Origin of the sequence: Streptomyces sp. NPDC127108, from assembly GCF_042677545.1 — a bacterium.
Lineage (GTDB): Bacteria > Actinomycetota > Actinomycetes > Streptomycetales > Streptomycetaceae > Streptomyces.
This window is the reverse complement of sequence record NZ_JBHXTE010000013.1, coordinates 40,021-53,518: the sequence shown is the minus strand read 5'-3', so window position 1 is coordinate 53,518 and position 13,498 is coordinate 40,021. Positions and strand designations below refer to the sequence as shown.

12 protein-coding genes are annotated in these 13,498 nt (G+C 74.8%); 9 read left to right on the top strand and 3 right to left on the bottom strand.

The genetic code is table 11. The features are described 5' to 3' along the window. The first annotated feature begins 7 nt into the window (after positions 1-7). From ACFVHO_RS13235 to ACFVHO_RS13210, 6 genes are all read left to right on the top strand, one after another. Positions 8-1,645, top strand: coding sequence for a glycosyltransferase family 2 protein (locus ACFVHO_RS13235; protein ID WP_385713236.1), 1,638 nt, complete (start codon positions 8-10; stop codon positions 1,643-1,645). A gap of 191 nt (positions 1,646-1,836) precedes the next feature. Then, complete coding sequence (galE, locus tag ACFVHO_RS13230; RefSeq protein ID WP_385713042.1) at positions 1,837-2,814, top strand: UDP-glucose 4-epimerase GalE; 978 nt, start codon at positions 1,837-1,839, stop codon at positions 2,812-2,814. A gap of 143 nt (positions 2,815-2,957) precedes the next feature. Continuing rightward, positions 2,958-3,854, top strand: a complete 897-nt coding sequence (locus ACFVHO_RS13225) for an NAD(P)-dependent oxidoreductase (RefSeq protein ID WP_385713041.1) — start codon at positions 2,958-2,960, stop codon at positions 3,852-3,854. Between the two features lie 114 nt (positions 3,855-3,968). Further along, entirely contained in the window at positions 3,969-4,856 is an 888-nt protein-coding gene (locus ACFVHO_RS13220; protein WP_385713040.1) for an ABC transporter ATP-binding protein, read from the top strand. Then, entirely contained in the window at positions 4,853-7,555 is a 2,703-nt protein-coding gene (locus ACFVHO_RS13215) for an FtsX-like permease family protein (protein WP_385713038.1), read from the top strand. The genes ACFVHO_RS13220 and ACFVHO_RS13215 overlap by 4 nt, the downstream gene beginning before the upstream one ends. Positions 7,556-7,756: 201 nt before the next feature. Beyond that, on the top strand, positions 7,757-8,497 hold the full coding sequence (locus ACFVHO_RS13210; RefSeq protein ID WP_385713036.1) for an FG-GAP repeat domain-containing protein: 741 nt from the start codon (positions 7,757-7,759) through the stop codon (positions 8,495-8,497). Positions 8,498-8,556: 59 nt separating this feature from the next. On the opposite strand, the gene ACFVHO_RS13205 is transcribed toward ACFVHO_RS13210, so the two are convergent. Beyond that, on the bottom strand, positions 8,557-9,201 hold the full coding sequence (locus ACFVHO_RS13205; RefSeq protein WP_385713034.1) for a response regulator: 645 nt from the start codon (positions 9,199-9,201) through the stop codon (positions 8,557-8,559). After that, entirely contained in the window at positions 9,189-10,388 is a 1,200-nt protein-coding gene (locus tag ACFVHO_RS13200; protein WP_385713235.1) for a sensor histidine kinase, read from the bottom strand. The genes ACFVHO_RS13205 and ACFVHO_RS13200 overlap by 13 nt, the downstream gene beginning before the upstream one ends. 279 nt (positions 10,389-10,667) lie before the next feature. Between ACFVHO_RS13200 and ACFVHO_RS13195 the strand changes: the two genes are divergently transcribed. Next, the gene (locus ACFVHO_RS13195; RefSeq protein ID WP_385713032.1) at positions 10,668-10,832 is read left to right on the top strand and encodes a hypothetical protein; all 165 of its coding nucleotides are present in this window, start codon (positions 10,668-10,670) and stop codon (positions 10,830-10,832) included. Between the two features lie 52 nt (positions 10,833-10,884). On the opposite strand, the gene ACFVHO_RS13190 is transcribed toward ACFVHO_RS13195, so the two are convergent. Beyond that, positions 10,885-11,514: a TetR/AcrR family transcriptional regulator gene (locus tag ACFVHO_RS13190; RefSeq protein ID WP_385713030.1), complete on the bottom strand. Its 630-nt coding sequence runs from the start codon at positions 11,512-11,514 to the stop codon at positions 10,885-10,887. Positions 11,515-11,700: 186 nt separating this feature from the next. Between ACFVHO_RS13190 and ACFVHO_RS13185 the strand changes: the two genes are divergently transcribed. Together ACFVHO_RS13185 and ACFVHO_RS13180 are read left to right on the top strand one after the other, a co-directional pair. Beyond that, positions 11,701-12,663, top strand: a complete 963-nt coding sequence (locus ACFVHO_RS13185; RefSeq protein ID WP_385713233.1) for an ABC transporter permease — start codon at positions 11,701-11,703, stop codon at positions 12,661-12,663. Next, on the top strand, positions 12,656-13,480 hold the full coding sequence (locus ACFVHO_RS13180; RefSeq protein ID WP_385713028.1) for an ABC transporter ATP-binding protein: 825 nt from the start codon (positions 12,656-12,658) through the stop codon (positions 13,478-13,480). The genes ACFVHO_RS13185 and ACFVHO_RS13180 overlap by 8 nt, the downstream gene beginning before the upstream one ends. The last annotated feature ends 18 nt before the right edge of the window (positions 13,481-13,498 follow it).

Genomic DNA, 13,498 nt, shown 5'->3' with positions numbered 1-13,498 from the left:
GGACCCCATTTCACCTCAAGAGCCCCAGATCACCGTCGTCGTGATCGGCTACGACGACGCCCCGCACATCGCCGACGCGGTGCGCTCCGCGCTCGCCCAGGGCCCCGTGGTGGGCGAGGTGATCGCGGTCGACGACTGCTCGACGGACGACACCCCCGCCGTCCTCGCGGAACTGGCCGCCGCCGACCGGCGGGTGCGGGTCGTGCGGCGCGCCGTCAACAGCGGCGGCTGCGGCGCCCCGCGCAACGACGGCGTCGACGCGGCGACACTGCCGTACCTGATGTTCCTGGACAGCGACGACGTGCTGGCGCCGGGCGGCGCGCGGGCACTCCTCGCCGCGGCGCTGCGGCACGACGCCGACGTCGCGTCGGGCCTGTGCGTGCGGCGCGAGCTGCCGTCGGGGCGCGAGGTGCCCTGGCAGCCGGAGCTGTACCGCAAGGCCGCGCTCGTGACCCGCCCCGAGCTGCGCCCGCGCCTCGTCCACGACACGCTGTGCGTCAACAAGCTCTACCGCACGGACTTCCTGCGCGAACACGCCGCCCGCTTCCCCGAAGGCCGCTTCATCTACGAGGACTTCGTCTTCGGCGCCCGGGTCCTGGCCGCGGCCCCCCGCATCGCCCTCGTCCCGGACACCGTGTACGTGTGGCACGTGCGGCGCACCGCCGCCAAGCTGTCGATCTCGCTCGACCGCGCGGGCATCGAGAACTGGCGGGCCCGGATCACGGCGCACCGCCAGGCCGTGGACATCCTGCGCGGCGCCGCCGACGGCGACAAGGTGCTCGCGCGGGCGGCCCGCGCCCAGTTCCTCGACCACGGCCTGCGCATGTACACCCGGGAGCTGCCCCAGCGCGGCCCGGAGTACCAGCGCGAGTGGTGGGCCCGCACCCGCGCCTACCTCACCGAGTTCGACGAGGCCGACCTCGCGGCCGCCCCCGCCCCCGGCCGCGTCATCGCCCGGGTCGTCCTCGCCGCCGCCGAGCCGCGCGACCTGGACCGCCTCAAGCAGGTCGCGGCCCGCCCGGCCCGGCTCGCCCCGCCGTACGCGCGCGCCGCCGACGACACGCCCGTCTGGTCGGCGGACCTGCCCCAGGTCACCCTGGAGCACCTGCTCGCGCGACCGCTGCGGCTGCTGCCGCTCGCGGTCGACGCCGAGCTGCGTCCGCGCCGGGGCGCGAGCGTGCTGCGGCTGCGCCTGCACGAGCTGTACGGCCGGGTCGAGGCGGCGGGCCCCGGGGTGGTCGACGTGGAGCTGACGCGCCGGGGCGGCGGGCGGCCCGGGGTGCGGAGGTCGGCGGCGTTCACGGCCGAGGAGCCGGGCCGGACGTGGGTGGCCGACGTGCGGGTCGACCTGGCGGCGCTCGACGGCGACGTGTGGGACCTGCGCGTGCGGCTGCTGTTCGGCGACGGCACGGCGCGCGAGACGACGGCGCGGGCGGTGGCCGGGCCCGGGCTGCTGCGCCGCACGGTGGTGCCGGGCGGGCGGCACGGCGTGCTGCTCGTCCAGCCGTACGCGACCCAGGCCGGGAACCTCTCGGTGCGGCTCGCGCCGGGGCTCCGCGGGGTGGTGGCGGTGGCGCGGCGGCGGCTCGCGCGGTTCGTGCGGAGGATGCCGGGCGGGCGGGCGAACGGAGCGGACGGCTCCTGAGGTGCGTGCGCGCCGCCGGGGGGCGGCCCCTGACGTGGGTGCGGGCCACCAGGCGTGCAGCCCCCGACGTGCGTGCGGGCCACCAGGCGTGCGGCCCCTGACATGACGCGTATCCGGCCTCTGCGACACTGCACGTCCGGGATGTCCGGGGTACATCCCGGGCCAACACGACAGGACGGGACGAGCTGACCATGACCTGGCTGATCACCGGCGGCGCGGGATACATCGGGGGGCACGTCGTGCGCGCCATGACGGCGGCGGGCGAGCGGACCGTGGTCTACGACGACCTGTCGTCGGGCCTCGCCGAGCGCGTGCCGGAGGGGGTGCCGCTCGTCGTCGGCTCGACCCTCGACGCGGACCTGGTCGCGGGCGCCCTGCGGGACCACGCGGTCACGGGCGTCGTACACCTGGCGGCGAAGAAACAGGTCGGCGAGTCGGTCGAGCAGCCGCTTCGCTACTACCGGGAGAACGTGGAGGGCCTCAGGGTCCTCCTGGACGCGGTCGCCGACGCCCGCGTGCCGTCCTTCGTCCTCTCCTCGTCGGCCGCCGTGTACGGCATGCCCGACGTGGACCTGGTCACCGAGGACACGCCCTGCGTGCCGATGAGTCCGTACGGCGAGACGAAGCTCGCGGGCGAGTGGCTGACCCGCGCGGTGGGCCGCGCGACCGGGCTGCGCACGGCCTGCCTGCGGTACTTCAACGTGGCGGGCGCGGCGAGCCCCGAGCTCGCCGACACCGGCGTGTTCAACCTGGTCCCGATGGTCTTCGAGAAGCTCACCGCGGGCGACCCGCCCCGGATCTTCGGCGCCGACTACCCCACGCCCGACGGCACCTGCGTGCGCGACTACATCCACGTCACGGACCTCGCCGAGGCCCATGTGGCCGCCGCCCGGCGCCTCGCGGACGCGCCCGAGTCCACCGACCTGACCCTCAACGTCGGCCGTGGCGAGGGGGTTTCGGTGCGCGAGATGGTCGACCTGATCGCGGACGTCACCGGGTACGACATCCCGGCGACGGTCACCGAGCGACGCCCGGGCGACCCGGCGCGGGTGGTCGCCGCCGCCGACCGCGTCACCGCCGAGCTGGGCTGGTCGGCCAAGCGGGACGTGCGCGAGATGGTGGAGTCGGCGTGGGCGGGGTGGACGCGGCTGCACCCCGGGAAGCCGTAGGCACCCACGCACCAATTGGTCAGTACCTCACCAAATAGTGGGTACTTGAGGAAAACCACAGCGCGCTCCAACCTGGTGATCAGGGGCCGGCACTGCCCGTCGGCCCCTCAACCCTCCCCGTACCCCCAGGAATTGGAGCCGTCATGCCCGAGCACGCCCACACGCCCGTGACCGTCGTCGGACTCGGCGCGATGGGCACGGCCCTGGCGTCCGCGTACATCGCGGCCGGGCACCCCACCACCGTGTGGAACCGCAGCCCCGAGAAGGCCGCGCCCCTCGTCGAGCAGGGCGCCGTGCACGTCCCCGACATCCGCGACGCGATCGCCGCGAGCCCGCTGACGATCGCCTGCCTGACGACGTACGAGGCGACCCTCGCCGCCCTGGAACCGGCCACCGAAGCCCTCGCCGGGCGCACCCTGATCACCGTCAACTCCGGTATCCCGTCCGGTGCCCGCGCGATGGCCGACTGGGCCGCCGGGCACGGCGCGCGGTTCCTGGACGGCGCGATCAAGAACGTCCCCGCGGCCGTGGGCGCGGCCGACACCCTGCACTACTACAGCGGCGACCGCGCCCTCTTCGACGAGTACGAGGCCACGCTGCGGGTCATCGGCGGCGACACCGTGCACCTGGGCACCGAGCCGGACCTGGCGGCGCTGTACGAGTCGGCGGTCGGCGGTCTGCTCCTTCCCGCGCTGCTGGGCTTCTTCCAGGGCGCGGCCCTGGTCTCGGCGCGGGGTCTGGAGGCGAGCACGCTGGTGCCGTACACCGCGAAGTGGCTGGAGATGATCATCTCCGTCCTTCCGCAGCTCGCGACCGAGATCGACCGCGGCTCCTACGACGCCCCCCAGTCGTCCATCGGCATCTTCCACGCGGGCGTCGCCGACGAGGCCGAGGTCGCGGCCGAGGCCGGGCTCGACGCGCGCTGGCTGGAGCCGATGCACGCGCTCCTGGACCGCGCGGTGGCGGAGGGCCGCTCGGAGCAGAGCGTCGCGGCCCTCGTGGAACTGCTGCGCAAGCCCCTCGGCGAGGTGGGGGTGTAGCAGGCTGTACCCCCACCTCGGGGGTGTGCCCTCTCGTGGCCGAGTGCCCCGGATTCCTAGCGTTCTCGGTGGCGGGCGGCGCGTGCCGCGACAGTCTCCGAGAGGGCGTACGGGATGTTCAGGCGGCGCGGTCCGGCGCGGTCGGCGACGACGGGGCGGGCGGGGAGCGACGGCGGTGACGGCCTCGCGCCCGGCGGGGTCTCCCGTACGAATCGCGGCAGCGCCCTCGCGCCCGACGGGGTCTCCCGTCCGGACCGCGGCGGCGCCCTCGCCCTCGACGGGGTCTCCCGTACGTATCGCCGCGGCGCCGTCGTCGCGCTGCACCCGACCGATCTGGCCGTGGAGCGCGGCCGGTTCGTCGCCGTCATGGGGCCCTCGGGGTCCGGCAAGTCGACGCTGCTCCAGTGCGCGGCCGGGCTCGACCGGCCGACGTCCGGGCGGGTGCGCGTGGAGGGCGTCGAGATCGGCTCACTGAAGGAGGCCGCGCTGACGCGGCTGCGCCGGGAGCGGATCGGCTTCGTCTTCCAGGCGCACAATCTCGTGCCCTCGCTGAGCGTCGCCGAGAACGTGGCGCTGCCCCTGATGCTGGGCGGCGCCGACGGCAGCGACGGGGCGACGGCCCGGCGCGCGGCCGTGGCCCTCGCCGCCGTCGGCCTCGGCGACCGCGCCGACGACCGCCCCACCGAACTCTCCGGCGGCCAGCAGCAACGCGTCGCCATCGCCCGCGCCCTGGTGACCGACCCGGCCGTCGTCTTCGCCGACGAGCCCACCGGCGCCCTCGACCCGGCGACCGCCCACGACGTCCTCGCACTCCTCCGCCAGGCCGTGGACCAGGACGGCCACACGGTCGTCATGGTGACCCACGACCCGACCGCGGCGGCGTGGTGCGACGAGGCGGTGTTCCTCGCGCAGGGCCGCGTGGTGGCGGCCCTGCACCGCCCGGACGCGGAACGGGTGCACGCGGTGATGCGGCAGCTCGGGCGCGGGGCGGTGGCGGCGTGAGGAAGCCCAGGCACTGGACCGGGCCGACATCGACGCCCACGCCCGCTCCCGCTCCCGCGCTGGAACCCGGGCCGAGGCCGACGCCGACACCCACCCATGGGCCAGAGCCCACGCCCACGTCCGAGCCCCGGTCGACGTCCGCCTCCGGGCGGCCCAAGCCCACCCCCAAAGTCACCTCCCTCCTCGCCTCCCGTGCCGCCCGCACCCATCGCAAGGCCTGGGCCGCTGTGTTCGCCGCGCTCGTGCTCACCTCCGCGCTGCTCGGGGCCTTCGCGGTCGCGGTGGCGTCGGTGGGGCTCGGGCACGCCTCGGTGGAGCGGTACGCGGGGGCGGACCTCGTGGTCGCGGGGGACCAGAACACCCGGTACACCGCGAAGCCCTGGGGCTCCGAAGCGGAGACGGCGACGGCGGGGCTGACCGAGCGGGTCCGGGTGCCCGAGGGTGCGCTCGGCGTGGTCCGGGCGGTGCCGGGTGTCGAGGCGGCCGTCGCCGACCGGGTGTTCCCGGTGGGCCTCAGGGGCGAGTCGGTCACGGGGCGCCCCTGGGAAGCGGCCCGGTTGGCGCCGTTCGCGCTGCGGGACGGGCGGGCGCCGCGGCACCCGGGCGAGGTCGTCGTGGGTGCGGGCCGGGCCCGTACCGGCGACCGGGTGGCGCTCCGCGTCGGCGGCGCGGACGCCGCGTACCGCGTGGTGGGTGTCGCCGACGGGCCGCGCGCAGCCGTGTACTTCACGGCGGGGCGGGCCCGTGACCTGGCCGGGCACGCGGGCACGGTCGACGCGATCGGCGTCGTGGCCGGGCCCGGCGTGAGCGCGGGCGAGCTGTACGGGAGGGTGCGGGACGCGGTGGACGAGGCGGGGCTGCGCGCCGCCGGGGGCCGGGCCGACGGGGACTCGGCGGGGCTGCGGGTGCTCACCGGGGACGGCCGGGGCGCCGCGGAGCACCTGGCGGCGGCGCCCGCACGCGCGACCATGTTGGGGATCCTCGGCGCGGTCGCCGGCACCGTGGTCATGATCGCCGTCCTCGTGGTGTCGTCGACGATCGTGCAGGCGCTGCGTCAACGCGGCCACGAGCTGGGCCTGTTGCGGGCCGTGGGTGCGACGCCCCGGCAGCTGCGGGGTGCGGTGGGCCGCGAGGTGGGCCGGGTCGCGGTGGCCGCCGCGGCGGTGGGCGCGGTCCTCGCCGTACCCGCGTACCTCGGGCTGCGGGCGCTCCTGGACGCGCGCGGCGCGCTGCCCGACGGCCTGCGGCTGCCCCTGCCGCCCTGGCTGTTGGCGGCTCCCCTGGTGACGGCCGCGGTGACGGTCCTCGTCGCCCGCCTCTCCGCCCTGTTCGCCGTCGGACGCGCGGCGAAGGTGCGCCCGGCGGAGGCGCTGCGCGAGTCGCCGCCGGGGACGCCCCGGCGTATCACCGGCCTGGTCCTGCTCGGCGTAGGCGTCACCGCGGCGGGGACGGCGGCGGCGCAGCACGGCCAGGCCGCCGCGGCGGCGGCGAGCACGGCCGCCGTGTCGTTGGTCATCGCGTGCGCGGTGCTCGGCCCGTGGATCGCGACGGGCGCGATGCGGGTGCTCGGCGCCCCCATGCGCCGCTTCGGCGGCCCCGGCGGCAGGCTCGCCGCCGCCAACTGCACGGCCGCCGCGGCCCGCCTGGGCGCGGCGATCACCCCGATCGTGCTGGTCACCGCGTTCTCCGTGGTCCAACTCGCGGCGGGCGCCACGATCACGCACGAGGCCTGGGCGCAGGCCAGGGAGGTGGCGAGGGCGGACCTGGTGGTGCGGGCGGACGGCGGCCTGCCGTCCGGCGCCCTCGACCGGATCCGGTCCGTGCCCGGGGTGGCCGCCGCGACCGAGGTGGTCCACAGCACGGTCGTCCTCGCCGGCAAGGAGGCGGGGTCGCCGCTGCTCGAACGCCTGCCGGTGCTCGGTGTCACGCCGGAGCGGCTGACCCGCGTCCTGGACCCCGACGTCCGCGAGGGCGGCCTGGGCGGCCTGCGCCCCGGCACGGTCGCCCTCTCGTCGGACCGGGCCCGTGCCCTCGGCGCGAAGCCGGGATCGACGGTGGCGCTCCGCTTCGGCGACGGGGCCGAGGGACGGCTGCGGGTGGTCGCGTTGTACGAACGGGGCCTGGGCGCCGGGGACTTCCTGCTCTCGCGGGACGAGGTGCTCCGGCACACGTCCGGTGCGGGGGCGGCCCGGGTGCTCGTCGCGACGGACGGCGGGGCCGGGACGGCACGGGCGGTCGGCGCGGCCGTGCCGGGGGTGCGCCTCGACCGGGGCGCGGGGGCCGTGCGCGCCGCCGCCCATGTCGAGCCGGAGGACCAGGCCCTGGGGGAGGTGGTCGGCGCGACGGCGGTCGGGGCGATCGGGGCCTTCACGGTCGTCGCCGTCCTGAGCACCCTCACGCTGATCTCGATCGGCCGCCGCCCCGAACTCACCCTCCTGCGCCGGGCGGGCGCGGCCCGCTCCCAACTGCGCCGCATGCTCCACGCGGAGGCGGCGGCGATAGCCTTCACGGGCCTGATCGTGGGCGCCGCGGCGGCCCTCGTCCCGCTCCTCGCGTTCAGCCTCAGCTTCACGGGCACGCTGCCCCACCTCCCGCCGGTCCAGGCGTTCCTGATCGTGACGGTGGTCGCGGCGACGGCTCTGGCGGGGACGGTGCCGCCGCTGTGGCGGGTGCTGCGGGGGCGCTATCCGACGGGCTGAGGGGACCGAATCCGACGGGCCGACGGGCGGAGCGTTCCACCCCGGCGTTCCAGGCGGCACACATCTCCCCTGGCCAAGGGCCACTTTTACATTCCAGTGTCCCTAACTGCCCGGGTTTATTGGCCCTTTGCACGGATCACCCGGCACGCTGATGGACGTGGGGCTCGACGGCTTCACCGCAACGACATGAGGAGTTCGTACATGCTTAAGCGCTCACGGCTGATCGCCGCGTCGGCCGCGGCTGCCGCTCTGACCCTGACGGTCGCGGGATACCAGGCGAGTGCGGCCGGGTCCTCGGCTCCGGGCGGCGCGGACCGGTCCGGCAAGGCGGCCGCGGCGGCCCCGTGTCTGGCCGGCGCCACGACGCTGGTCGGCGATCTCGACGGCGACGGCCGCCCGGACAAGATCATCAACCCTGGGCACACCGGCCTCAAGATGACGGTCCAGTGGGGAACCGCGAGCGGCTCGTTCGGCACCAAGCACACCGTCAGCAAGCTGCTCGGCACGAGGTCCGGAGAGGTCACGACCGCCGCGGTCGCCGACTTCCAGAACGACGGCACCCTCGACATGGTCGTCAACATCGTCAAGCCGGCCGGCGGGGACGACCCCAACACGGCGCGCGTCGCCGAGTACCGTCCGGGCCCGCTCAAGCGCGCGAACCTGGCCTCCGCCACCCCCCGGAAGTCCGACATCGGCACCCAGGGCGAGGCCAAGCAGATCCGGATCGCCAACTACGGCGGCGACGCGTACCCGGACCTCGCGGTCCTCAACAACGCCGGTGACGGCGTGTGGGAGCGGTCCGTACGCCTGTCGAAGCCGGGCACCGGCCCGGGGAAGTACGACTACGACCTGCAGCAGCAGTACGGCAAGACCGGCACCCCGGCCGAGCCGCCGACCATGCCCACCAGCGGCTGGAAGCACTTCTACAAGGCCTGCTCCTGACCGGGGCCTGACCAGGGGGTGGGCCCGCACCGGGCCCACCCCCTTCGCGCGCGCCCGGCCTAGCCCTTGTTCAAGTAGGCGAGCACGGCAAGCACCCGCCGGTGCCCGCTGTCGCTCGGCGGCAGCCCGAGCTTCAGGAAGACGTTGCCGATGTGCTTGCTGACCGCGCGGTCGGAGATGGACATGGTGGCGCCGATGGTGGCGTTGTCACGGCCCTCGGCCATGAGGTGCAGGGCCTCGCGCTCGCGGGGCGTGAGGGAGTCGAGCGGGTCGGTGCCGCGGCGGGTGAGGAGTTCCGTGACGACCTCGGGGTCGAGGGCGGTGCCGCCCGCGGCGACCCGTTCCAGGGCGTCGAGGAATTCGTCGACGCGGCCGACGCGGTCCTTGAGGAGATAGCCGACGCCGCTCGCCCCGGCGCCGAGGAGCTCGGCCGCGTACGTCTCCTCGACGTACTGGGAGAGGACGAGGACCGGCAGCTCCGGCAGTTGTTCGCGGGCCGCGAGGGCCGCGCGCAGGCCCTCGTCGCGGAAGCCGGGCGGCATCCGGACGTCGAGGACGGCGACGTCGGGGCGGTGTTCGAGGAGCGCGGGCAGCACCTCGGGGCCGGTGGCCGCGACGGCGGCCACCTCATGGCCCACGGACGTGAGGAGCAGCACGAGGCCCTCCCGCAGCAGGGCGTTGTCCTCCGCGATCACCACACGCACGGCAGCTCCACTCCGATCCGGGTCGGCCCCCCGGCGGGGCTGACCACCTCCATGGTCCCGTCGAGCGCCGCGACCCGGCGCCGCATGCCGAGCAGCCCGGTGCCGCCGGACTCGTCGGCGCCGCCGCACCCCTCGTCGCGCACGAGCACGCGCAACCCGGTGGCGGCACGGGCGAGTTCGACGTCGGCGCGGCGCGCCCCGCTGTGCTTGGCCGCGTTCGTGAGGGCTTCCGCGACCACGAAGTACGCGGCCGCCTCCACGGCGGCGGGGGCGCGCGGCCCGCCCTCCACGCCGTCGTCGCGCACGGTCACGTCCAGGCCGCTGCTGGCGGCGAGGGCCCGTACGGCGCCGAGGAGGCCGCGGTCGGTGAGGATGGGCGGGTGGATGCCGCGCACGACGTGGCGCAGCTCGGTGAGGGCCTCCTCGGCCTGGTCCTGCGCGTCGGCGAGGAGCTTGCGGACGACCTCGGGGTCCGGGGGTCCGGCGCCGGGGTCGGCGGTGACCTGCTTGTCGTAGGCCCGCCTGGCAAGGCCGACGCGCATCGAGAGGGAGACGAGCCGCGCCTGGGTGCCGTCGTGCAGGTCCCGCTCGATCCGGCGCAGCTCGGCGCCGTGCGCCGCCACCGCGCCCGCCCGGGTGAGGGTCAGCTCCTCGACGCGCTGGGCGAGTTCGGCGTTCCGCTCCGCCTCCGGCGACGGTTTGAGCAGCGCCGTCGACCAGCGCGTGTCCAGCTCGGCGAGGCGCACGATCAGCGGGAGCACGACCGCCCTGCGGCCGAGGAGCCCGCACCACACCCCGTCGACCAGCGCGCCGATCAGCCACAGCGGCAGCGCGACGTAGATCAGGGCCAGGCCGTAGACGAAGTGGACGACCAGCCACCGCAGGTCGCGGTACGTGCCGGGGTCCTGGACCGCCTTGCGCACGCGCTCGACGAGCGTGCCGGTCAGCGGCGTGTACGCCTCGGGGATCTCCGTGCCCGACCACCGGCCGACCTGCCGCCGCTTGTACCCGGCCATCCGGCGCAGCAGCAGGACCGTCTCGGGCAGCACGCCCAGGCCGATGACGATGAGCGAGGCGACGACGGTGAAGAGCAGGACGCCGATGAAGACGTACGAGAGGAGGGCCATGCCCGCGCCCATGAGCAACTGCATGGACGCGCGATCGGCCCGCGCCAGGGTCTCCCGCATGTCCTTCAGAGCCATGCCCCTCAGGCTAAGTGACCTGGTGCCCGGCGGCGGGTGAGCGCGGTCCCGGTCGATGGTGCAGCGGGCTGCACCCCGGATTCGGGGGCGAGCACCCTCGCCGCGCGGCCGTCGGCACGGCAGAGTCGATCACGAACAGCGACGTTCCCTGCCGGTACCCCGGTGCCCCCTGCCGGGACCCCTCAAGTACCGACACCCCTCAAGAAGTACCGACACCCCTCAAGTACCGGTACCCCTCAAGTCCTCGTCCCGAAAGGTCCCACCATGAAGGCCGTCCTCTGGCTCGTGCTCGCCCTCGGCGTCGTCGTCAACGCCTTCAGCAGCTTCACGTTCAGCGGGGCGACGGAGATCGTCGTGAGCGTCATCACGGGCGTCGCCGTCATCGGCTCGATCACGGCGCTGGTGCTGACGCGCGAGAAGCAGGCCTGAGCGGGGGCGGGGCGCTCCCACCGCAGCCCTACAGCGCCCTGACGCCACAGCCCTACAGCGCCCTGAGTGCCGCCGCGGTGGCCCGCACCAAGCTCTCCAGGTACCCCTTCGGCAGCTCCCCGCGCACCACGACCGCCCGCCAGTACAGCGGCCCCGACATCAGGTCGAGGGCCAGCTCCTCGTCCCCCTCGGCCAGGCCCGCGCGCAGCTCGCCGCGCGCCACCGCCTGGGCGACGATGCCGCTCGCGACGCCGTGCTGGCCCTCGCGGAGCGCCTTCTGCAGGGCCGCCTCCATCTCGGGGTTACGGGCCGCCTCGGCCTGGAGGTCGGGGATGACCTGGGAGGCGACGGGGTGGCGCAGCGCCCGGGACGTCACCTCGTACAGCAGCCGCAGGTCGCCCTCCAGGGAGCCGGTGTCCGGCGTGGGCAGGCCCTGGACGGCGAGGGCCGACACCAGGTCGAGGACCAGGTGCAGCTTGGAGCGCCAGCGCCGGTAGACGGCGGTCTTGCCGACGCCCGCGCGGCGCGCGATGCCCTCGATCGACATGCGGGCGTAGCCGACGGCTGCGAGTTCCCCGAAGACGGCGGCGCGAATGGCCTCCGTCACGTCCTCGCGGAGCACGGCGGCCCCCGCGGGCGCCCTGCGCCCGGGCTCACCTGGCTTCTTCTCGTTCACCGGCACGTCGTCTCCCCGTTCACGGTCATGCGGACAGCATAGGACGTGACGACGAAACGGTTGCGTTCCGACGTGGAGAGGTTCTACTGTCGACGTCACGACGATACGGTCCCGTCCCGACGTAACGACGGCACTCGACCGCGCGCCCCTCCATCCCCACGTCCCCGAGCGAAAGCAGCGGCCGTGAGCCCCGTGAGCCAGGTCCTCCTCGACAAACCCCCCGCGCCGAAGCCCTCCGCCTCACCCGCCGCACCCGCCGCACCCGGCCCGTCCGCCCCCACCGACGCCCGCTCGGCCGCGGAGCTGGCCGCCCGCCACGGCCTGACCGTGAGCGGCGCCCGCCCCTCCCTGCCCGCGTACGTACGCCAGTTGTGGCACCGGCGGCACTTCATCACGGCGTTCGCCACCGCCAAGCTGACCGCGCAGTACAGCCAGGCGAAGCTCGGCCAGCTGTGGCAGATCATGACGCCGCTCCTGAACGCGGCCGTGTACTACTTCATCTTCGGCGTGCTCATGAACACCAAGCACGGCGTGCCGGACTACGTGCCGTTCCTGGTCACGGGCGTCTTCGTGTTCACGTTCACGCAGCAGTCGGTGATGGCGGGCACGCGGGCGATCTCGGGCAGCCTCGGCCTGGTCCGCGCCCTGCACTTCCCGCGCGCCTCGCTCCCCCTGTCGTACTGCCTGCAGCAGCTCCAGCAACTGTTGTTCTCGCTGTGCGCGCTGGTGGCGATCCTCCTCGCCTTCGGTGTGCCGCCCGCCGCGTCCTGGCTGCTCGCGATCCCCGCGCTCGCGCTGCAGTTCACGTTCAACGCCGGGCTCGCCCTCGTCATGGCGCGGCTCGGCGCGAAGACCCCGGACATCGCGCAGCTGATGCCGTTCGTGCTGCGGACGTGGATGTACGCGTCCGGAGTGATGTGGAGCATCGACACGGTCCTGAAGGACCGCCACCTGCCGCACGCGCTGACCGTGCTCCTGGAGGCCAACCCGGCCGCCGTCTACATCGACCTGATGCGCTTCGCCCTCATCGACAGCTTCGACGCGAGCCGGCTGCCGGCGCACGTGTGGGCGTGGGCGGTGGGCTGGGCGGTGCTCGCCGGGGTCGGCGGGTTCATCTACTTCTGGAAGGCAGAGGAGACGTACGGACGTGGCTGAGACCCTGACGAAGACCGGGCCCGCACCGACGGAGGCCGCCCCCGCCCCCACCGTGATCGTCGACGCCGTGGACATCGTCTACCGCGTCCACGGCGCGGGCACCGCCACCGGCCGGGGCGCCGCGACCGCCGCGCTCGGCCGCATCCTGCGCCGTGGCGGGGGCGAGGCGGAACGGGGCGTCCGCCGCGTGCACGCCGTCCGCGACGTCTCCTTCACGGCCCACCGGGGCGAGGCCATCGGCCTGATCGGCACCAACGGCTCGGGAAAGTCCACGCTGCTCAAGGCGGTGGCCGGACTGCTCCCCGTCGAACGCGGCCACATCTACACGGACGGCCAGCCGTCCCTCCTCGGCGTCAACGCGGCCCTGATGAACGACCTCACCGGCGAGCGCAACGTCCACCTCGGCGGCCTGGCCATGGGCATGTCCCGCGAACAGATCCGCGAGCGCTACCAGGGAATCGTCGACTTCTCCGGAATCGACGACAAGGGCGACTTCATCTCCCTGCCGATGCGCACGTACTCCTCCGGCATGGCGGCCCGCCTCCGCTTCTCCATCGGCTCGGCCAAGGACCACGACGTCCTCCTCATCGACGAGGCCCTGGCCACCGGCGACCGCTCCTTCCAGAAGCGCTCGGAGTCCCGCATCCGCGAACTGCGCGCACGCGCGGGCACGGTCTTCCTGGTCAGCCACAACAACAAGTCGATCCGCGACACCTGCGACCGCGTGCTGTGGCTGGAGCGCGGCGAACTGCGCCTGGACGGACCGACGGCGGAGGTCATGCGGGAGTACGAACGGTTCACGGGCGGCAAGGCCTGACGCCCCCGCCCGCCGCAC